Raw genomic sequence first — 20,319 nt, 5'->3', positions numbered from 1 at the left:
CCCTGAACCCCCGTGGCAGTCGATACGCGGTATGACCTGATAGTCGTCGGTTCCGGTTTCTTCGGACTCACCATCGCCGAGCGGGCGGCCTCCCAGCTGGGCAAGCGGGTCCTGGTCCTCGACCGGCGGCACCATCTCGGCGGCAACGCGTACTCCGAACCCGAGCCGACCACCGGCATCGAGATCCACAAGTACGGCGCGCACCTGTTCCACACCTCGAACACGAAGGTGTGGGACTACGTCAACCAGTTCACCGATTTCACCGGCTACCAGCATCGCGTCTTCGCGCTGCACAAGGGGCAGTCGTACCAGTTCCCCATGGGGCTGGGCCTGATCTCGCAGTTCTTCGGCAAGTTCTTCTCGCCGGAGCAGGCACGCGCGTTGATCGAGGAGCAGTCCGGGGAGTTCGACTCCAAGGACGCGCAGAACTTCGAGGAGAAGGCGATCTCGTTGATCGGCCGCCCGCTGTACGAGGCGTTCATCCGCGATTACACCGCCAAGCAGTGGCAGACCGATCCCAAGGAACTGCCCGCGGGCAACATCACCCGGCTGCCGGTGAGATACACCTTCGACAACCGCTACTTCAACGACACCTACGAGGGCCTGCCGGTCGACGGCTACACCGCGTGGCTCGAGAACATGACGCGCGACGAGAAGATCGAGGTGCGCCTGAACACCGACTGGTTCGACGTCCGTGACGAACTGGTCGCGCAGAACCCGGACGCGCCGATCGTCTACACCGGCCCGCTGGATCGTTACTTCGACTACGCCGAGGGCGAACTAGGCTGGCGCACGATCGATTTCGAGACCGAGGTGCTGCCGGTCGGCGACTTCCAGGGAACGCCGGTGATGAACTACAACGACGGCGACGTGCCGTTCATCCGCATCCACGAGTTCCGCCACTTCCACCCCGAGCGGGACTACCCGACCGACAAGACGGTCATCATGCGCGAGTTCTCGCGCTTCGCCGAGTCCGGCGACGAGCCGTATTACCCGATCAACACCCCCGAGGACCGCACCAAGCTCGCCCGCTACCGCGAACTGGCGAAGTCCGAGACCTCCACGCGCAAGGTGCTCTTCGGCGGACGGCTGGGGACCTACCAGTACCTCGACATGCACATGGCCATCGCGAGCGCACTGACGATGTACGAGAACACCGTGGCGCCGCACCTGGCCGACGGCGCACCGCTCGCCGAGTCGGAGTGACGATGACCGTCACCGCCGACACCCTGCTGCAGCGGGTCATCTTCCCGCGTCCGGGCGAGCCGCTCGACGTGCGGTCGCTCTATCTCGTCGAGGCCGAGACCAACAGTCGCCGGGCGCATTCGCCGAGCCGGACCTCGGTCCTGCTCACCGCGGAGTCCGAGGCCGGGTTCGGCTCGTACTTCAACGCGTTCGCCGCGTCGTACTGGCGTCGCTGGAGCGTCTTGCAGTCCGTGATCCTGCGCGTCGAGGTCATCGGCACCTGCCGGGTCGACCTCTACCGATCGAAGGTCGACGGCGCGCGCATCGGCCTCGGCGGCGACCTGGTGCCCACCGACGACGACGGCCACGGCGTCATCGAGTTCGAGCTCGACCTCGGTCCGTTCGAGGACGGCGGCTGGATCTGGTTCGACGTCACCACCGACACCGACACCGAGATCGTCAGCGCCGGGTGGTACGCCCCCATCCCCGCGCCCGGCGGACGCGAGAAGGCCCGGGTCACCGTCGGCATCCCGACGTTCAACCGACCGACCGACGCCGTGGACGCCCTGCGCGCGCTGACCTCCGACCCGTTGGTCGACGGCGTCATCGACGCGGTGCTGATGCCCGACCAGGGCAACCGCAAGGTCGTCGACGAACCCGGTTACGACGCCGCACGTGACGCCCTCGGCGACCGCCTGCACATCTTCGACCAGCCCAACCTCGGTGGCTCCGGTGGCTACGCCCGCATCATGTACGAGGCGCTGCGACTCACCGACAGCCCGTACGTCCTCTACATGGACGACGACATCGCGATCGAGCCCGACTCGATCCTGCGCGCGCTGGCGCTGTCGCAGTACGCGAAGACCCCCATGCTCGTCGGCGGACAGATGCTCAACCTGCAGGACCGCAGCCACCTGCACTGCATGGGTGAGGTCATCGACCCGCACACCTTCATGTGGACCGCGGCGCCCTACGTCGAGTACGACCACGACTTCGCCAAGTACCCCCTCACCGACCGCGACAACTCCAAGAACCTGCACCGCCGCATCGACGTCGACGGCAACGGCTGGTGGATGTGCATGATCCCGCGGGAGTGCGCCGAGACCATCGGTCTGCCCATGCCGCTGTTCATCAAATGGGACGACTGGGAGTTCGGGCTGCGTGCTGCGAAGGCCGGGTACCCCACCGCGACCGTCCCCGGTATCGCGATCTGGCACATGGCCTGGAGCGACAAGGACGACGCCATCGACTGGCAGGCGTACTTCCACCTGCGCAACCGTCTCGTCGTCGCGGCGATCCACCACGACGGGCCCATCGGCGGGATAGTGCAGTCGATGGCCAAGGCCACGGCGAAACACCTGCTGTGCCTGGAGTACTCGACGGTGGCGATCCAGAACGAGGCCATCCGCGACTTCCTCGCCGGGCCGCACCACATCCGTGAGCTGCTGCCCACGGCGCTGCCCAAGATCGCGGGTATGCGCAAGCAGTACCCCGACGCGGTCGTCCTGCCGTCGGCGACGGTCCTGCCGCGCACCAGCGGCGAGGCCACCGCGCTCGGGATGTTCGAACCACGCAACCCGGTCCGCAAGCTCACGGCCCTCGCCGGCGCGGTCATCAACAACGCCCGCCCCGCCGATCCCCGGCACCACGAGGTGCCGCAGGCGAACTACCCACCGCTGCAGGCGAGATGGTTCAGTCTCGGACGGGTCGACGGTGTCACCGTGACCACCGCCGACGGCCGCGGCGTCGTGTACCGCCAGCGTGATCGCGCGAAGATGATCGCCCTGGCCAAGGAGTCGGCGTCCCTCGTCCGCGAACTCAACAACCGGTTCCCCGAGATGCGCGCAGAGTATCGCGCGGCGCACGCGGAACTCACGAGCAAGGAGAGCTGGGCACGTGTCTTCGGACTCGACTGACCACGCACGCGGCGAGGACGCGGTCCTGGTCGCCATCCAGAACGCGATCGCAGATCGGCCCGGCGTCCTGCCCGCCGCGCGCGGTCTCTCGCACCTCGGCGAGCACGCACTCGGGTGGACGGGGTCGGCCGCGGTCGGTCTGGCCGTCGCCTTCGCCCGCGACGACCTGCCCGCCCAGACACGATGGGTGCAGGCGGGCATCGGCGCGTTCGGCGCCCACGCGGCGTCGGTGATCGTCAAGCGCGTCGTGCGCAGGAAGCGCCCTGCCCACCCCGACATCCGGGTGGGCGTGTCCACTCCGAGTCGGCTGAGCTTCCCCTCGTCGCACGCCACCTCGACCACTGCGGCGGCGATCCTGTTGGGGCGCGCCGCGGGTCTGCCCGCCGGTGTCCTCCCCGCACTGATCGTCCCGCCGATGGTGGCGTCACGCCTGGTCCTGGGCGTCCATTACCCGAGCGACGTCGCCGCCGGAGCCGTGTTGGGTGCAGCCTGTGCGCTGGCGGTCACCCGTGATGACAGACTGTTCGCGCACCTGACGGCCAGATTGTCGCGCGAGGCGAGGACAATGCTGCGGTGTCGCGGGCAGGCGCCGGTGTTGAACTTAGGAGTGCGATGAGCGAGGAACCGATCGAGACCACCGACGTGAAGGGGCCGCCGAAGAACCTGGTGGCGGGCCTGATCAAGGCCGTCCGCCCTCGACAGTGGGTCAAGAACGTCCTCGTGCTCGCCGCGCCACTGGCCGCCGGAGCCGTCGACGACGGTGACGTGCTGGCCCGCGCGGCCATCGCCTTCGTCGCGTTCTGCCTGGTCGCGTCCTGCGTCTACCTCGTCAACGACGCACTCGACGTCGAGGCCGACCGTGCGCACCCCACCAAGCGGTACCGCCCCATCGCCGCGGGCGTGGTCCCCCGAAACCTCGCCTTCGGCCTCGCCGTCGTGCTCGGTGTCGCCTCGCTGGCGATCTCGTTCCTGGCGAACTGGCAACTCGCGCTGGTGATCGGCATCTACCTCGTGATCCAGCTGGGGTACTGCTTCGGGCTCAAGCACCAGGCGGTCGTCGACATCTGCATCGTGTCGTCCGGATTCCTCCTTCGCGCGATCGCCGGCGGCGTCGCGGCGGAGCTGCCCAAGGGTCTGTCGCAGTGGTTCCTGCTGGTGATGGCGTTCGGGTCGCTGTTCATGGCCGCGGGCAAGCGGTACGCCGAGCTGCAGTTGGCCGAGCGCACCGGCGCCAAGATCCGCAAGTCGCTGGAGTACTACACGGCCACCTACCTGCGATTCGTGTGGACACTCTCGGCGACCGCGGTCGTGCTCTCCTACGGACTGTGGGCGTTCTCGCGCGACCACGACACCAACGTCTGGTACGCCATCTCGATGGTTCCGTTCACCATCGCCATCCTCCGATACGCGGTCGACGTCGACGGCGGTGAGGCCGGTGAACCCGAGGAGATCGCGCTCGGGGACCGCGTCCTCCAGTTCTGCGCGGTGGCGTGGCTAATATGCGTTGGTGTCGCGGTCTACTTCGTCAGCTGAGGCTGACCCCACCGATCGCGCAGCGATGACGTCCGATCGGTCCTCCCATGCGGTTCCGCGCGTCAGTCGGATCCGTGCCGGTCTCCCGGCAGCCACCCTCGCCATCAGCGCGCTCGTCGTCGGCATCCTGTTCGCCGGGGGCGCCTGGCAGCGTCGTTGGATCGCCGACGACGGCCTGATCGTCCTGCGGACCGTGCGCAACCTGCTCGCGGGCAACGGCCCGGTGTTCAACAAGGGTGAGCGTGTCGAGGCCAACACCTCCACGGTGTGGACCTACCTGATCTGGTTCTGGACCTGGGTCACCGACGCCGAACCCGAATACGTCGTGCTATGGATCGCGTTGGTGCTGTCGGTGACGGCGCTGCCTCTGGCCATGTACGGCACCTACCGGATGCTCGGCTTGCGCGGCCGCGACGGATGGACGATCCTCGTGCCGCTCGGCGCGCTGGTCTACATCGCGCTGCCGCCCGCCCGTGACTTCGCCACCAGCGGCCTCGAGGTCTCGCTGTGCATCTTCTGGATCGCAGTGCTGTGGTGCCAGGTGATCTCGTGGAGCCGCCGCGATCCCGACCGGCCCGGCGGAACGACGTCGCTGCTGCTGCTCGGGTTCACCGCGGGTCTCTCGCCGCTGATCCGACCGGAACTGGCCCTGCTCGGCGGCCTCGTCCTACTGATGGTCTTCGCCACCCACATGACCTGGCGGCTGCGCGTCGTCTTCGTCCTCGTGGCGGCGATCACGCCGGTGGCCTACCAGATCTTCCGGATGGGGTACTACGGCCTGCTGGTGCCGAACACCGCGGTGGCCAAGGACGCCAGCGGGTCGAAGTGGAAGCAGGGCTTCACCTACCTGGGCAACATGTTCAGCCCGTACATCCTGTTGCTGCCGCTGCTGGTCGCGGCGGTCGCTGCCCTGCTCACCTGGTACCTGCGCCGTCGCGCCGCCGACCGGGTCGCTTTGGCGTCGGTCGGTCGGGTCGAGCGGTTCCGCCGCCGCCTGCGCTCGCCGGGCGCGGTCGTGGTGGTCATCGTGGTCGCCGGGTTCATCGAGTCGGCCTACTGGATCCGCCAGGGCGGCGACTTCATGCACGCCCGTGTGCTCCTCGTCCCGCTGTTCATCCTCATGCTGCCGGTGATGATCATCCCGATCGCGCTGCCGTCGAGCCTGGGCCGCGCATCGGCGGTCCCGATCGTCGGCGCCGTCCTGAGCACCGCGTTCTTCGTCACCACGGTCGTGTGGGCCGTGGCCACGTCGCATTCGCCCGGGATGAACAACGGCACCGACATCGGCCGCAGCGGCATCGTCGACGAACGTCGCTACTACATCCAGAACATCGGGGTCGAGCACCCGATCACCGCCGAGGACTACCTGAACTACCCGCGTATCCGGGCGATGGTCGATGCGATCAACGAGCACTCCGCGCAGGGCGGTGTGCTGCTGCCGTCGGCGAACTACGACGAGTGGTACTTCGATCCGCAGCCGGACACCCTGCCCCCCGGCGTCCCCCGACAGCTGACGGTCTTCTACCTCAACCTCGGTATGACGAGCATGAACTCGTCGCTCGACGTCCGCGTGATCGACCAGGTCGGCCTCGCGTTCCCGATCGCCTCCCACACCGAGCGGCTGCCCGACGCCCGCATCGGCCACGACAAGGACCTCGACTCCGAGTGGGTGATCGCCGAGGCCGGAGCCGTGCCGTTCCCGCCGCTGCTCCCCGGTTACCTCGATCCCGACTGGGTCCGACAGTCGCGCGAGGCGTTGAAGTGCAAGCCGACCCAGGACCTGATCGCGTCCTTCGAGGCGCCCATGAGCTTCTCCCGGTTCCGCAACAACATCCGACAGTCGTTCTCGTTCAACAGTTATCGGATCAACCGAGTGCCGCTGTACGAGCTGCAGCGGTGCAAGCTGCCGATACCGCCGCCGGTGTTCGACCGCTGACCGTCCGGCGATTGCCGATCGCAAACATCTCGGTTGTGTAACGCCACGGGCTCGCCGACCGATAATGTGCGACGAGGCAGAATCGGCAGGTCACGAGCGTGCGACGGACGGTCAACGATCGCAGTCCAACGTTTGTCAGACCGAACGGCATCCAATAGGCTCCGTTCGGCGCTCGCGGACCTTTTCGGTGCGCCATTGGTCGCCCGCGGCCTACCGACGAGAAAGAAGGCAACAGTCGATGCGTGCTAGCAGTCCGAGAAGAACCGGCTCCAGGGTGTCCGACCCGGCCCGGAGTCAGGTCTCCATCGGAAGGCGGCTGCTCGCCGTGTTCCTCGCCACCGCCACGTTCGCCGGCCTGGGCATCGCCGTCGGTTCCGGTGGAACCGCCTCGGCCGCTCCCCGCGTCCAGCAGATCACCCTGCAGGACTCCTGTGGCATGCCCCCGGTGAAGGTCCGCATGTGGACCCGCCCGGGCAACTACAAGACCGTCATCGCGCTCGACGGCCTGCGCGCCACGAACGACGTGAGCGGCTGGGAGAAGAACACCCGGATCCAGGACATGGCCGACTCCGGCGTCAACGTGGTCCAGCCCGTCGGTGGTATCGCGAGCTTCTACAGCGACTGGAACGCGCCCAGCAACTTCAACAACCAGAAGTTCCGTTACCGGTGGAAGTGCCTCATCGACCAGAAGCTGATCCCCGAGCTCGACCGTCGCAAACTCAACGTCGGACCGCGTGGCCAATACGCGATCATGGGCATCTCCATGGGCGGCAACGCGGCCATGGTGCTCGGCGCCAACAACCGTCGTATCTCGCACCTGTTCTCGCTGTCGGGCTACCTGAACCTCTCGGCCCCCGGCATGCGTGAGGCCATCCGCATCGCGCTGCTCGACGCGGGCATCGAGGCCGGCGTCGGACCGTTCAACTCCGACTCGATGTGGGGCCCGCCCACCAGCCCCCGCTGGCTGGAGAACGACCCGTTCGTACAGATCGGCAAGATGCGCAACAAGAAGGTGCGCGTCGCCGCGGGCAGTGGCCTGCAGGGTCGCTTCCCCGTCAGCCCGATCGGTCTGATCCAGGGCTCGCCGCTCGAGGCGCTCTCGCTGGCGCAGTCGCGGGCCTTCCAGGTGCAGGCGCTGATCAACAACGTCCCGATCACCTCGGACTTCCCGTCCACCGGTATCCACGACTGGGGCTACTGGTCGGACATGGTCTTCCGCGCGAAGAACCAGGGCTGGTTCCGCGACTGACCTGATTCACCGCTCGTGAGATCCACGCCACCGAAGGTGGTCACAGAAACCTCACGAGTCACACGAATTCACACACGCCACAGTGTGGCAACGTCACATCGGGACGCCCTACGTGTAGACACACACACGTAGGGCGTTCTGCTGTTCGCCGGGACAAACGTCTCGGGACCGGCAGAACCGTTGGTGGCGAAGGAGATCGGTCAGATGCGGCAGTGGCGGCGTGGGGTTCTATCGGTGACAGCGCCTGCGGCGGCGCTGCTGATGGTGCTCGGCACCGGGGTGGCGGTCGCAGCACCGGACTCGTCCGACGCGCCGGCCGCGTCGGCCGCCCCGGCGGCATCGCCCGCCCCCGCCGTGACGCCGGTGTCGGGGGTCAAGGTGACCAACACCAAGTGGTACTCCGATCGACGCGTGGCGGTGTGGGTCTACTCCCCGTCGATGGGCCGCAACATCCAGGTGCAGATCCTGTTGGCGCGCGACTGGAACCAGTCGCCCGAGGAGCGGTTCCCGCAGCTGTACATGCTGGACGGCCTGCGTGCGCAGGACGACCAGAACGGCTGGATCATCAACACCGATGTCGAGAACTTCTACAAGGACAAGAACGTCAACGTCATCCTGCCGGTGGGCGGCGAGTCCAGCTTCTACACCGACTGGCAGAAGCCGGACAACGGCAAGAACTACCAGTGGGAGACGTTCCTGACCAAGGAACTCCCGCCGGTCCTGCAGGGACAGTGGCGCTCGACCGACGTCCGTGGCGTCCAGGGGTTGTCGATGGGCGGCAGCGCGGCCATGATGCTCGCCGAGCGCATCCCGGGCTTCTTCCGCTACGCGGCCTCGTTCTCCGGGATCCTGCAGCTCAGCTCGTTCGGTATGCCGCAGGCCGTGCAGTTCGCGGTCCGCGATGCGGGCGGATACGACTCGGCCAAGATGTTCGGGCCCCCGTCGGACCCGGCGTGGAAGGAACACGACCCCTTCCTGCACGCCGACAAGCTCAAGGGCATGAGCCTCTACGTGTCCTCGGGCAACGGTCTGCTCGGTCAGTACGACACCCCGTCGACGCTGCCGTACCTGGCCACCAACTACGCCGGCGTCGGACTCGAGGTCCTCTCGCGGGTGACCTCGACCCAGTTCGCCACCAAGCTCAACCAGCTCGGCGTGGCCGCGCAGGTGGTCTACCGCCCGTCGGGTACGCACACCTGGAAGTACTGGGAGTTCGAGATGCACCAGGCGTGGCCGCAGGCCGCCCGCGCCCTGGGAATCGCCGCCGACACCCCGAAGTGCGGCGTGGCGGGCGCGATCAAGCCGGTCGCGGCCAAGCACTCCGAGCTCGGCGAGTGCATGACGCCTGAGTACGGCGTCCCGGGCGGACGCGCGCAGGACTTTCGCGGCGGACGCGTGCTGTGGTCGGGCAAGACCGGCGCCCACGTGGTCGCGGGTGCCATCGGTGGCGCCTACGTCGCCGCGGGCGGTCCCGGCGGATACCTCGGCTTCCCGGTCAGCGACGAGCTCGGCACCCCGGACCGCAAGGGCCGGCTGAACAAGTTCGAGCGCGGCTCCGTCTACTGGACCCAGGGCACCGGTGCGCACGCGGTCGCCGGCGCGATCCTCGCCGACTGGGGCAAGGCCGGCTACGAGCGCGGACCGATGGGCTACCCGACCGGCGACGAGGTCGACACCCCCGACAACAAGGGACGCGTGCAGGGCTTCTCCCTCGGTGCGTACTACTTCTCGGCGGCGACCGGTGCGCACTCGGTGCAGGGGCGGATCTTCGACAAGTACGGAAAAACCGGTTACGAGGGCGGTTACCTCGGGTTCCCGACGTCCAACGAGATCGGCGCGGCCCGTGGCGGACGCTTCAACCGGTTCTCCGGCGGCAACATCTACTGGACCGCGGCCAAGGGTGCGTTCGCGGTCCCGTCCGGACCGATCTTCGACGCCTGGGCGACCGTGGGCTTCGAGGGTGGTCGGCTCGGCTACCCGATCAGTGATCAGTTCCAGATCACCGGAGGCAACAGGATCAACTTCGAGAAGGGCTACATCGAGGTGGTCGACGGCACTGCCGTCATCCACTGACCGATGATGTGTGGTTTCGGCGAGACAACCTGCAGGTGGGTGTCGCCGAAACCACACATTTCCGGGTTCTGACGGTTGCTTCGGTAGCGTGGCCGAGGTCCTGTCGGGGCACATGACGGTTCTTCACGACGATGGCGAGGGAAATGGCAGTGAGCGGACTCTGGGTGCGGATCGTGACGGCGGCGGCGGGATTGACGCTGACCGTCGGGATGGCGACCGCGTGCGGGAGCGGCGACTCCACGGTCAGCGCCCCGTCGAGCAGCGACGCACCGACCAGTTCGAGTGCGCCCGCGTCATCGTCGGCGTCGAGCAGCGCCCCGTCGTCCGGTGCGGCGTCGAGTGACTCGAGCCTGCCCGCCACCGCGCCGCAGGACACCCCCGCGCCCTCGAACTTCCCGGGTGGGGCGGCACCGGCACCGCAGGGCAGCAAGGGCGCCGCGTACCTGGCCGAGCTCAAGCGCCAGAACGTGACGATCCCCAACGACCCGGACAACTCGATCGCGCTGAGTTCCGCGGAGTTCGTCTGCTCCGAGCGGGCCAAGAAGAGCCCGGCGTCCCAGATCAAGACCTTCGTGACGGCCATCGTCGGTTCCGGGACGACCGACCCGACGGCTGCCGCCGCGACCGCCGACAAGGTGATCGCCGCCGCGTCGTCGACCTACTGCAAGTAGCGCAGAGGTGCCCGGAAGCAGACGCTCGGCCCGCGGGCGGACCGCGGCGCGCAAACCCCGCAGGCGCAAGCTGGTGATCGCAGGCATCCTCGGGGTCATCGCCCTCGCGATCCTCGCGATCATCCTGGTCGTGATCCTGGTGATCAGCCTGCTGCGGCCGGGCCCCGTCGGTCCCGGTGGCGGACCGGGGGCGCCGTCGAGCACGTCGCAGCGTCCGACGGCACAACCCGCGGACTGTCCCGACGTGCAGACCATCGTGATCCCCGGGACACTCGAGTCGTCGGCCACCGACGATCCGTACAACCCGACCGCGAACCCGAACTCCTTGATGCTCAAGGTGTCCCGGCCGTTGGGTGAACAGTTCCCGTCGTCGCGGGCCGACGTCTACACCGTCCCCTACGTCGCGCAATTCCGTAATCCGACGAACCTCGCCGACCGCCAGGTCGACTACAACGTCTCGCGCGCACAGGGCAACGCCCGCGCCAAGGGCAAGATGACCGAGGTCAACCGGCGGTGCCCGCTGACCGGATTCGTGCTGATGGGCTTCTCGCAGGGCGCGGTGATCGCCGGCGACATCGCCTCCGACATCGGCAACGGTCGGGGCCCGGTCGCGCAGGATCTCGTGCTCGGGGTCGGGCTGATCGCCGACGGCCGCCGCCAGAAGGGGGAGGCCAACGACGTGGGACCCAGCCCGAACGGTGTCGGTGCGGAGATCGCGCTCGGCGGGTTCGGCACGCTGGTGCCCGGGATCGCGATGACCGGTGCACGTGCGGGCGGGTTCGGTGACGTCAAGGACCGCACCTACGCGATCTGCGCCTCCGGCGACCTGATCTGCGATTCGCCGACCATCCTCAACCCGATCGACGCCATCGGAAAGATCGCCGGGGCACTGAACAACCCCGTCCACGCGCTCTACAACACCACCCGGTACTGGGACGACGACGGCGCCTCGGCGACCCGGTGGATGTTCGGCTGGGCGCGCTCGGTCATCGAGAAGGCCCCTCGTCCGAAACACAACTGAGTTGATGCTGGTGGCCCGCTCTCGCTCCGGGCCTCGCTGCGCTCGATCCTCACTCGGCGACCACCAGGCCACCCTCGTAGATGTGACAGACCACGAATGGTTTGGGTACGTACAGGTGACGCACGTATCGTGTCCACGTTCGCCCGATCCCCGTGCCCCACGACACACCTGAGGAGAGCAGATGACGACCGACGCAGCCGCGACGACGCCGGCCTTGCGCCCGTTCCGATTCGCTGCCGGCGGTGAGGGCAATCGTGACGAGGGCGGGGCCCGCAAGTTCGTGGCCCTGGCGCAGAAGGCCGAGGAGTACGGCTTCGACACCTTCGCCATCCCTGATCACCTGGAGAACCAGGTGGGGCCGCTCGCAGCGCTGGGTGCGCTGAGCCAGGCGACCAGCACGATCCGTCTGGCGACCACGACCCTGGCCGCCGGGTTGCGACATCCCGTGGTGCTCGCGAAGGAGGCCACCACCATCGACGTGCTGTCGAAGGGGCGGCTCGAGTTGGGCATCGGGGCGTCCTGGCTGCGTGAGGACTTCGAGGCCGCAGGCATCCCGTTCGGCACGCCCGGGGAGCGTCTGCGCCAGCTCGACGAGGCGTTGACGATCCTCGACGGCCTCATGCGCGGCCAGGAGGTCACCTTCTCCGGCGAGTTTTACGACGTGAAGGGTGTCGTGGGCACCCCACGCCCGCGGCAGGGACCCCGACCGCCGATCCTGGTCGGCGCGGGCGGCCCGCGGATGCTCGAGCTCGCGGCGAAGCACGCCGACATCATCTCCATCGCCACCGGCAGCACTCCTGACGGCAAGCTGAAGCTCTCGGACATGACCATCGAGAAGACCATCGACCGCGTGGACCGTGTGCGGCGTGCGGCCGGCGATCGTTTCGACCAGATCGAGCTGAACTGGACCATCGCGACCATCCTCGTCACCGACGACCGTGTGTCGACCGCGGAGATGGTGCTCGGCGCGATCGACAGCGGCTTCCCGCCCAACATGGCCAAGGACGCCGATCTGACCGTCGAGGACATCCTGGCCTCGCCGTACATCATGTGCGGCACGTTCGAGGAGATCGCGGAGCAGGTTCGCTCGGTGCGCGAGCGGACCGGTATGTCCTATGTCGGGGTCTTCCCGACGCAGATGGACGCTTTCGCGCCGATCATCCCGATCCTGCGGGGGGAATGAATGATCGTTGACCCAGGTAACCACCCGGCCGTGCAGTTGGGGCCGTTAGGATACTCAGAGTTTGTCCCACCATCGATGACGTCGGCCGCGGGGAACCGAGCGTATCGAGGGCAGGATTCTGCAAGGTGACGTACCGAGCAAGGCACGCTTGGGGGGCGGATCCGGGACCGGGTAGACATATCCGGTCGTCGGATCCCGATCGTCGACGACGGTCGTCGAGCCGCCCAGTCGGAGCGACGAAGCGAATCGACGATCGGGGCTAGCAATGCCAACAGGAGTACGAATGAAGACCGCGTTTGACGAGTTCCTCGACGAGTCCGGGAATCTGCACTTCAGTGAAGAAGACACCCTGGTCGACTACGTCGAGCGCAATGTCCGCGAGAAGGCCGACACGTTGGCCTACCGGTTCATGGATTACAGCCGTGAGCGCGACGGCGAGGCGATCGAGCTCACGTGGGCCCAGTTCGGCAAGCGTCTGCGTGCGATCGCTGCGCGCCTGCAGCAGGTCACCAAGCCCGGTGATCGCGTCGCGATCCTGGCCCCCCAGTCACTCGAATACGTCATCGGCTTCTTCGGCGCCCTGTACGCGGGCAACATCGCCGTCCCGCTCTTCTCACCCGACGAGCCGGGTCACACCGACCGTCTGCACGCCGTCCTCGGCGACTGCACACCCAGCGCGATCCTCACCGCGACCAAGTCGGCCGAGGCCGTCCGCGACTTCTTCAAGCACCTCCCCGCAAAGGAACGTCCCCGCGTCATCGCGGTCGACGCCGTCCCCGACTCGGTCGGCGAGACCTGGCGCAAGCCGCAGCCCAAGCTGCACGATGTGGCATACCTGCAGTACACCTCCGGTTCGACCCGGACCCCGGCCGGCGTCGAGATCACCTATGAGTCGGTCTCGGCCAACGCCCTGCAGATGATCGACGCGATGAACCTCGACGAGTCGTCGCGCGGCGTCACGTGGCTGCCGATGTTCCACGACATGGGGCTGCTGACGATCATCATCCCGGCGCTGGGTGGCAAATACATCACGATCATGAGCCCGGCCGCGTTCGTCCGTCGTCCCGGCCGGTGGATCAACGAGCTGGCCGCCCTGTCCGACGGTGCAGGCACCTTCGCCGCCGCACCGAACTTCGCCTACGAGCACGCCGCTGTCCGCGGTCTGCCCCGCGAGGGCGAGAGCCTCGATCTGAGCAACGTCATCGGACTGATCAACGGCAGCGAGCCGGTCACGGTCAGCTCGATGGAGAAGTTCAACGCCGCGTTCAAGCCCTACGGGCTGAGCCCGACCGCGATCAAGCCGTCCTACGGCATGGCCGAGGCGACGCTGTTCGTCTCCACCTCCCGGCGCGACACCCCGGCGAAGGTCATCTACGTCGACCGCGACGCGTTGAACGCCGGGCGGTTCGAAGAGGTCCCCGAGGATGCCCCGGGCGCGGTCGCCCAGGTCTCGTGTGGCCAGGTGTCGGTGAGCCAGTGGGCCGCCATCGTCGACTCCGAGACCGCCACCGAGCGTCCCGACGGTCACGTCGGTGAGATCTGGCTCAACGGCATCAACCTCGGCCACGGCTACTGGGGCAACGACGCCGAGACCAAGAACACCTTCCGCAACAGCCTGGTGCACCCGCTGGAGTCGGGCAGTCACTCCGTGGGGGCCCCGGACAACGACCGCTGGTTGCGGACCGGTGACTACGGCGTCTGGTACGACGACGAGCTCTACGTGACGGGCCGCGTGAAGGACCTGGTCATCGTCGACGGACGCAACCACTACCCGCAGGATCTCGAGTTCAGCGCCCAGGAGGCGAGCAACGCCCTGCGCCCGGGCTTCGTCGCCGCGTTCGCGGTGCCCGCCAACCAGTTGCCCGCCGAGGTGTTCGCCTCCGCCGCGAGCGGTCTGAAGTTCGACGCCCACGACAGCTCCGAGCAGCTGGTGATCGTCGCCGAGCGGAACGCAGGCAAGCGGGTCGACCCGCAGGACGTCTCCGACACCGTCCGGGCGGCCGTCGCACAGCGTCATGGTGTGATGGTCCGAGACGTGCTGTTGGTCCCGGCCGGGTCCATCCCGCGTACCTCCAGCGGCAAGATCGCCCACACCGCCTGCAAGAACGCCTACATCGACGGGACGCTGCGCGGCGGCCACACACAGACCGCGTTCCCCGATGCACCTGATGCCACGTAACAGTCTGGATATAGATGTCTGAGCACGACCCGACGACCGCACCCACCGCCTCGGACAGTCACATCCCTGCCGCCTCCGACGGGGAGACCGTGGGTGACCTGACCGTCGCCGAACTGCGTGACTGGTTGCGTCAGTGGGTCGCGACGGCGACCGGGATGCCGGTCGATCAGATCTCCGACGACCGTCCGATGGAGGAGCTGGGTCTCGCCTCGCGCGACGCGGTGGCCATGGCCGCCGACATCGAGGACAAGACCGGTGTCCTGCTGACCGCGACGGTGGCCTACCAGCACCCGACGATCGCGTCGCTGGCCAAGCGCATCATCGAGGGCGATCCCGACGAAGGGCTCGTCACCGACGAGGACGCGACGTTCTACCAGCGGGAGCGGGCCGCCGACGACGACATCGCGATCGTCGGTGTGTCGACGCGGTTCCCCAAGGCCGGGCACACCCCGGAGTCGACCTGGGACATGCTCATCAACGGCGGCGACGGCATCACCGACCTGCCCGAGGACCGCTGGACCGAGTTCAAGGACGTACCGCGGATGGCCGAGGTGATCGCCGAGGCCAACGTGCACGGCGGCTACCTCGACGACGTGAAGGGTTTCGACGCCGACTTCTTCCAGATGTCGCCGCGTGAGGTCGAGATGGTCGACCCGCAGCAGCGCCTGGCGCTCGAATTGACCTGGGAGGCGCTCGAACACGCGCACATCCCGCCGAGCGACCTCAAGGGTGGGGAGGTCGGTGTCTTCATCGGCAGCTCCACGAACGACTACCAGATGCTCGCGGTCTCCGACCCCGAGGCGATGGGCGACACCGCGGCTTACGCGCTGACCGGTACCTCGACGTCGATCGTCGCCAACCGCGTCTCCTACTACTACGACTTCCACGGGCCGTCGGTCGCGATCGACACCGCGTGCTCGTCGTCGCTGGTCGCCGTACACCAGGCGGTGCGCAGCCTCCGATCGGGTGAGACCGACGTCTGCCTCGCCGGTGGCGTCAACATGCTCATCACCCCCGCGGCGACGCTCGGCTTCGACAGCATCGGCGTGCAGGCCAAGAACGGTCGTATCAAGGCGTTCTCGGCCGACGCCGACGGCATGATCCGCTCGGAGGGTGGCGGTCTCGTCGTCCTCAAGCGCGTGGCCGACGCCCGTCGCGACGGCGACACGATGCTCGCGATCATCGCCGGGTCGGCCGTCAACTCCGACGGACGGTCCAACGGTCTGCCCGCCCCGAACCCCGAGGCCCAGGTCAAGGTCCTGCGCAGCGCCTACCGCGATGCGGCCATCGACCCCAAGGACGTCGACTACATCGAGGCCCACGGCACCGGCACGATCCTCGGCGACCCGATCGAGGCCGACGCGCTCGGCCGGGTGATCGGTCGTGGACGACCGGTCGACAAGCCGGCCCTGCTCGGTTCGGCGAAGACGAACTTCGGTCACCTCGAGGCCGCAGCCGGCTCAGCCGGGCTCATCAAGCTCGTGCTGTCGATGCAGAACGACAAGCTGCCCGCCTCGCTGAACTACACCGGCCCCAACCCCTACATCCAGTTCGAGGCGACGCGGCTGCGCGTCATCCCCGAGTCGACCGACTGGCCGCGGTACAGCGGCCACGCCGTCGCGGGTGTGTCCGGCAACGGTTTCGGCGGAACCAACGCCCACGTGGTGGTCCGCGAGGTGCTGCCCGGGGACCTCGTCGAACCCGCCGACGCACCCGTCGGCGACGCGCACGACACGCGCGTCGGAGACGCCCACGACACGACCGCGGACTTCGACCGGGCCGATCTGGAGCACTCCTCGCTCGATCGGGCGGACCTGGGCCTCGACTTCGACGACCTCGATGATGACGACGAGTACCTGACCGACGCCGAGAAAGCCGCCGCGGGACTGTTCGCGCACACGGCGCCCGCAGCGGCCGAACCGGTTGTCGCCGAGACGGACCCGCTCGCCGACTACGCGCCCTGCGCCGTCGAGGGCATGGTCGTGCCGCTGGTGATCTCCGGCTTCCTGCCGTCGCGCCGCCGCAAGAGCGCCGCCGACATCGCCGACTGGATCGACTCCGACGCCGGTCGCGCCACCCCGTTGGCCGACATCGGTCGCGCCCTGGCGCACCGCAACCACGGACGCTCACGTGCCGTGGTGATGGCGAACGATCACGACGAGGCCGTGCGCGGAATGCGTGCGGTGGCCGAGGGCAAGAACAGTCCGCTCGTGTTCAGTTGCGACACCCCCGATCCCACGTCCGCGGTGTGGTTGTTGTCCGGCTTCGGCTCGCAGCACCGCAAGATGGCCAAGCAGCTCTACCTCGAGAACCCGGTGTTCGCGAAGACCCTGGACGAGATCGACACCTACGTCCAGAACGAGCTCGGCTACTCGATCGTCGAGATGTTCACCGACGACGAGCAGACCTACGGCATCGAGACCGCGCAGGTCGGCATCTACACGATCCAGGTCGGACTGACCGAGCTGCTGCGCCACCACGGCGCCGAACCCGGTGTGCTGGTACCGCATTCGATGGGTGAGGCCTCGGCCGCCTACATCAGCGGCGGGCTCTCGCTCGAGGACGCCACCCGGGTCATCTGTCAGCGTTCGCGCCTGATGGGTGAGGGCGAGGCGAGCCTGGTCGGTGACGACATCCGTCTCATGGCCCTGGTCGAGTACAGCGCCGACGACATCACCGGCGTCCTGGCCGACTACCCCGATCTCGAGATCTGCGTCTACGCCGCGCCGACCCACACCGTGATCGGCGGACCCGAGGGGCAGGTCGACGCGATCGTCGCCCGTGCCGAATCCGAGGGCAAGCTCGGCCGCAAGCTGCAGACCAAGGGCGCCAGCCACACCGCGCAGATGGATCCGCTGCTCGGCGAACTCGCCTACGAGCTCACCGGCATCGAGCCGCTGCGGCCGACGGTCGGCTTCTACAGCTCCATCGACCGGGAGACGTTCTACCGTCCGGGCAGCGAGCCGGTCCACACCATCGAGTACTTCACCAAGGGGCTCCGTCACAGCGTCTGGTTCTCGCAGGCGATCGCGAAGTCGGTCGAGAACGGGCACCGCACCTTCATCGAGCTCTCGCCCAACCCGGCCGTCCTGATCTCGGTCGCTGCGGTCACCTTCGCCGCCGGCCTGCACGACGCGGAACTCATCGAGACGCTGCGCCGCAAGGAGGACGAGAACCTCGGTGTCGTCACGGCGCTGATGAAGCTCTACGTCCACGGTCACTCCGCCGACATCGCGTCGCTGTTCGGCCCCGGCCCGTTCGCCGACATCCCGCGCACCCGGTTCGAGCGCAAAGAGTTCTGGATGCGGGCGCAGGTCAACGGCGGTTCGGGCACCAACCGGATCCCGGGCGCGCACGTCGCGCTGCCCGACGGCAGGCACGCCTGGGAGGTCGCCGCATCGGTGGTCACCGACCCGCGTGAACTGGTCGCGGCCGCGGCCGCGCAGGTCCTCACCGAGGTCCACGTCGGTGCGGTCGAGGCGCGTGGCGCGGTGCCGTCGGTCGGGACGGTGACCACCACACTCAACCCGCACCCCGGTGGTGCCTCGCTCCAGGTGCACTCCAAGGCGGTCGACGGGTCGTTCGCCCTGCTGCTCGATGCGGTCGTCACCGCGGGTGTCCCGCTCGGCGGCACCGCCGTCGACGGCGAGCCCATCACGACCCCGACTCCCGCCGAGGCCGCGCAGGCGTCCGGGTTCGTCGACACCAAGGTCGTCGTCGAGCCGGAGATCATCGACGACATCGGGGCCCGCTGGGACCCGGAGAGCGGTCAGAGCGTCGACGACCGCGTCGCGCTGATCATCGCCGAGTCGATGGGCTACGAGGCCGAGGACCTGCCGCGGGAGATCCCGCTGATCGAGCTGGGTCTCGACTCGCTGATGGCCATGCGGATCAAGAACCGCGTCGAGTACGAGTTCGACATCCCGCAGCTCCAGTTGCAGGCGATGCGCGAGGCCGACCTGCGTGACGTGACCAAGTTCGTGACGTATGCCGTCGAGCACCGCGAGGAGGTGGCGGCGCTCGCCACCGACGCAGCCGGTGGCGGGGAGATCGACACCGCTGCCATCGCGCAACTGATCGACGCACCGTCCGCACCCACCGAACCGACCACCCCGTCGGAGCCGGAGCCGGAGCCGGAGTCGCAGTCGGCCGCTGTCGCCGAGATCCCGGACCCGACGCCTGCCGAGCCGACGCCTGCCGAACCGGCGGCCCGGCCCGCCGCGGCCCCGGGTGACCTCATCAGCCAGGCGGCCGTCGCCGCGGCCGCCGGGGCCGACGTGCCTCCGCGCGATGCCGCCGAGCGGTTGACGTTCGGCGTGTGGGCCATGGTCACCGGCAAATCCGCGGGTGGCATCTTCACCAAGCTGCCGGTCCTCGACGAGGACACCGCGGAAAAGCTGACCGAGCGACTCTCGGAGCGTGCCGGCGGCGAGATCGACATCGAGGACGTCCTGGACTCGGAGACGATCGAGGACCTGTCGAGCTATGTGCGCGATCAGCTCGAGGGCGGTGCGGTGGATGGTTTCGTCCGTTACCTGCGCACCGTCGAGGGTTCGACCCGTCCGCCGCTACTCCTGTTCCACCCCGCGGGTGGTTCCTCGATGGCGTACGAGGCGCTGCTCAAGCGTCTGCCCGAGGACGTGCCCGTGATCGGTTTCGACCGTGTCGAGGGCACCATCGCCGAGCGCGTCGAGCAGTATTTGCCCAAGCTGCGCGAGGTCGTTCCGCACGGGCCGTACCTGTTGGCGGGCTGGTCGTTGGGCGGCGCACTGGCGTACGGCTGCGCGCAGGGTCTGCGTGCGGCCGGCGAAGAAGTCGCCCTGGTCGCGCTGCTGGATGCGGTCCGCCCCAATGGTTCTCCCGAGGAGAGTCAGGACGAGAAGCGTGCCCGGCTCGAGCGTTACATGACGTTCGCCAAGCGCACCTACGGCGTCGACGACGTCCCGGTGCCGATGGACCGTCTGGTCGAGGCCGACGACGAGGGACAGTTCCGGATCATCATGGAGCTGCTGTCGATGAGCAACGCCAAGATCCCCGGCGGCATCATCGAGCACCAGCGGACGTCGTTCCTCGACAACCGTGCGCTGTCGACCATCACCCCGACCCGCTACGACGGCAAGGTGGTCCTCTACCGCGCCGACAAGATGCAGGACGGCGCCATCGAACTCGAACCGCGCTGGGCCGACATCCCGCGCGACGGACGGTGGGGCGAGGTCGTCGACGACCTCGAGATCGTCCACATCGGCGGCGATCATCTGGCGATGATCGACGAGCCGTACATCGGGCGGATCGGGGCCGACCTCACCCGGCGTCTGACCGATCTGCTCTCCGCGCAGCACAGCGGTGCGGGTGCATCGAAGGAATGAGCACACA

Annotated in this window: 12 protein-coding genes; all 12 read left to right on the top strand. The window is 68.0% G+C overall.

The genetic code is table 11. The features are described 5' to 3' along the window. Window positions 1–12: 12 nt before the first annotated feature. The 12 genes from glf (at window position 13) to pks13 (ending at window position 20,312) form a co-directional block, all read left to right on the top strand. Window positions 13–1,206 (top strand): UDP-galactopyranose mutase, encoded by a 1,194-nt coding sequence (gene glf, locus IEV93_RS04360; protein WP_188487254.1) that lies wholly within the window; start codon window positions 13–15, stop codon window positions 1,204–1,206. A 2-nt stretch (window positions 1,207–1,208) separates the two neighbouring features. Next, on the top strand, window positions 1,209–3,101 hold the full coding sequence (locus tag IEV93_RS04355; protein WP_188487252.1) for a glycosyltransferase: 1,893 nt from the start codon (window positions 1,209–1,211) through the stop codon (window positions 3,099–3,101). Further along, window positions 3,082–3,717 carry a phosphatase PAP2 family protein gene (locus IEV93_RS04350; RefSeq protein ID WP_188487249.1) on the top strand — a complete coding sequence of 212 codons (636 nt, stop codon included), beginning with the start codon at window positions 3,082–3,084 and terminating at the stop codon, window positions 3,715–3,717. Before IEV93_RS04355 ends, IEV93_RS04350 begins: the two co-directional genes overlap by 20 nt. Beyond that, complete coding sequence (locus tag IEV93_RS04345) at window positions 3,714–4,634, top strand: decaprenyl-phosphate phosphoribosyltransferase (protein ID WP_188487247.1); 921 nt, start codon at window positions 3,714–3,716, stop codon at window positions 4,632–4,634. The genes IEV93_RS04350 and IEV93_RS04345 overlap by 4 nt, the downstream gene beginning before the upstream one ends. A 25-nt stretch (window positions 4,635–4,659) precedes the next feature. Further along, window positions 4,660–6,570 carry an arabinofuranosyltransferase AftB family protein gene (locus tag IEV93_RS04340; RefSeq protein WP_229704882.1) on the top strand — a complete coding sequence of 637 codons (1,911 nt, stop codon included), beginning with the start codon at window positions 4,660–4,662 and terminating at the stop codon, window positions 6,568–6,570. Between the two features lie 238 nt (window positions 6,571–6,808). Beyond that, window positions 6,809–7,819: an alpha/beta hydrolase gene (locus IEV93_RS04335; RefSeq protein ID WP_188487245.1), complete on the top strand. Its 1,011-nt coding sequence runs from the start codon at window positions 6,809–6,811 to the stop codon at window positions 7,817–7,819. Between the two features lie 204 nt (window positions 7,820–8,023). After that, window positions 8,024–9,892 (top strand): alpha/beta hydrolase-fold protein, encoded by a 1,869-nt coding sequence (locus IEV93_RS04330; RefSeq protein WP_188487243.1) that lies wholly within the window; start codon window positions 8,024–8,026, stop codon window positions 9,890–9,892. Between the two features lie 149 nt (window positions 9,893–10,041). Beyond that, window positions 10,042–10,563, top strand: coding sequence for a DUF732 domain-containing protein (locus tag IEV93_RS04325; protein WP_188487241.1), 522 nt, complete (start codon window positions 10,042–10,044; stop codon window positions 10,561–10,563). Between the two features lie 7 nt (window positions 10,564–10,570). Continuing rightward, window positions 10,571–11,584: a cutinase family protein gene (locus IEV93_RS04320; RefSeq protein ID WP_188487238.1), complete on the top strand. Its 1,014-nt coding sequence runs from the start codon at window positions 10,571–10,573 to the stop codon at window positions 11,582–11,584. A gap of 181 nt (window positions 11,585–11,765) precedes the next feature. Continuing rightward, window positions 11,766–12,767: an LLM class F420-dependent oxidoreductase gene (locus IEV93_RS04315; protein WP_188487236.1), complete on the top strand. Its 1,002-nt coding sequence runs from the start codon at window positions 11,766–11,768 to the stop codon at window positions 12,765–12,767. Between the two features lie 283 nt (window positions 12,768–13,050). Then, window positions 13,051–14,946 (top strand): long-chain-fatty-acid--AMP ligase FadD32, encoded by a 1,896-nt coding sequence (gene fadD32 / locus IEV93_RS04310; RefSeq protein WP_188487233.1) that lies wholly within the window; start codon window positions 13,051–13,053, stop codon window positions 14,944–14,946. 14 nt (window positions 14,947–14,960) lie between these two features. Then, complete coding sequence (pks13, locus tag IEV93_RS04305) at window positions 14,961–20,312, top strand: polyketide synthase Pks13 (RefSeq protein ID WP_188487231.1); 5,352 nt, start codon at window positions 14,961–14,963, stop codon at window positions 20,310–20,312. The last annotated feature ends 7 nt before the right edge of the window (window positions 20,313–20,319 follow it).

Source organism: Williamsia phyllosphaerae (assembly GCF_014635305.1).
Classification (GTDB): Bacteria; Actinomycetota; Actinomycetes; order Mycobacteriales; family Mycobacteriaceae; genus Williamsia_A; species Williamsia_A phyllosphaerae.
Note: the sequence above shows the minus strand (reverse complement) of the source record. Positions and strands in the feature narration are given on the sequence as shown.